Origin of the sequence: Streptomyces sp. NPDC059456 (genome assembly GCF_042750055.1) — a bacterium.
Classification (GTDB): domain Bacteria; phylum Actinomycetota; class Actinomycetes; order Streptomycetales; family Streptomycetaceae; genus Streptomyces.
Genome location: NZ_JBHYVA010001061.1, coordinates 1 through 1,739, shown reverse-complemented (window position 1 = coordinate 1,739; position 1,739 = coordinate 1). Strand labels below are relative to the sequence as shown.

The following is a 1,739-nucleotide window of genomic DNA, read 5'->3' as shown; positions in this document are numbered from 1 at the left end:
GAGCTGGCGGAACTGGGCGCCGAGGTCACCATCACGGCGTGCGATGTGGCCGATCCGGCCAACATCACCGCGCTGCTGGCGTCGATCCCGGCCGAGCACCCGCTGACCGGTCTGGTCCACGCCGCGGGCACCGGCGACAACGGCCTCGTGTCGACGATGGACGCCGAGCGCCTGGACCGGGTCCTGGCTCCCAAGGCCGATGCCGCCTGGCACCTGCACGAGCAGACCCGGCACCTGGACCTGCCCCTGTTCGCCCTCATCTCCTCCGCCGGCGGACTCACCCTCGCCGCCGGGCAGGCGAACTACGCGGCGGCGAACACCTTCCTCGACGCCCTCGCCACCCACCGGCACGCGCAGGGCCTCGCCGCCCAGTCCCTGGCCTACGGCCTCTGGGCGAGCACGGGCATGGGCCAGTACATCACCGACACCGACGTCAAGCGCATGGAGCGCCAGGGCCTGCCGCCGCTCCAGCCCGAAGAGGCCCTCGCCCTCTTCGACGCCGCGTACGCCTCGGGCCGGCCCGCCACCGTCCCGCTCCACGTCAACCGCACCGCCCTGGCCGCCCGTACCGACGAGCTGCCCGCGCTGCTGCGCTCCACCACCCCCGCCCCGCAGCGCCGCAACGTCCGCGCCGGCGCGAGCGGTGCGGGAGCCGGCGCCGCGAACGAGCTCGCGGCGCGCCTCGCGGGGAAGACCCAGGAGGAACGAGACAGCGCCCTCCTCGACCTGGCGCGGGCCCACGTGGCCGCCGTACTGGGCCACGAGTCGGCCGACGCCGTCGAACCCGACCGGGCCTTCCAGGAGCTGGGCTTCGACTCCCTCAGCGCCGTCGAGCTGCGCAACCAGCTCAAGGCGGCCACCGGGCTCCGGCTGCCCGCCACCCTGGTCTTCGACTACCCGAACGCCCGCGCCGTCGCCCAGTACATCGGCGAGTCCCTCGGCGGAGCGGCGCAGGACACCGGCACCCGTCCGGCGGCCGGCACCGCCCGCACGCAGGCGGACGGCGACGACGACCAGATCGCGATCGTCGCGATGAGCTGCCGCCTCCCCGGCGGCGTCACCTCCCCCGAGGACCTGTGGCAGCTCGTCGTGGAGGGCCGGGACGCCGTCTCCGGCTTCCCCCTCGACCGCGGCTGGGACGTCGAGAACATCTACGACCCGGAGCCCGGCGTGCCCGGGAAGACGTACTCCAACGAAGGCGGCTTCCTCTACCGGGCGGGCGACTTCGACCCGCACTTCTTCGGGATCAGCCCCAACGAGGCGCTGATCATGGATCCCCAGCAGCGACAGCTCCTGGAGGTCTCGTGGGAGGCCATCGAGCGGGCCGGCATCAACCCGCACACCCTCAAGGGCAGCAAGACCGGCGTCTTCGCAGGCGTCATGTACCACGACTACGGGCAGGGCACCGAGGCCGCGGCCACCACCGGCGGCAGCCTCATCTCGGGCCGCGTCTCGTACACCCTGGGCCTCGAAGGCCCGTCCATGACCGTGGACACGGCGTGCTCGTCCTCCCTGGTCTCGCTCCACCTGGCGACCCAGTCGCTGCGCTCCGGCGAGTGCTCCATGGCGCTCGTCGGCGGTGTCGCGGTGATGGCGAGCCCCGACATGTTCGTCGAGTTCAGCCGCCAGCGCGGCCTCGCCGCCGACGGCCGCTGCAAGTCCTTCGCGGGCGCCGCCGACGGCGCCGCCTGGTCGGAGGGCGTCGGCGTCCTCGTCGTCGAACGCCTCTCGGACGCCCG

At 73.7% G+C, this 1,739-nt stretch carries 1 protein-coding gene; it reads left to right on the top strand.

Annotated elements, in window-relative coordinates:
* Positions 1-1,739: beta-ketoacyl synthase N-terminal-like domain-containing protein (locus ACFXA3_RS42140; RefSeq protein ID WP_385196756.1), on the top strand; the 1,739-nt coding region annotated here is incomplete at both ends.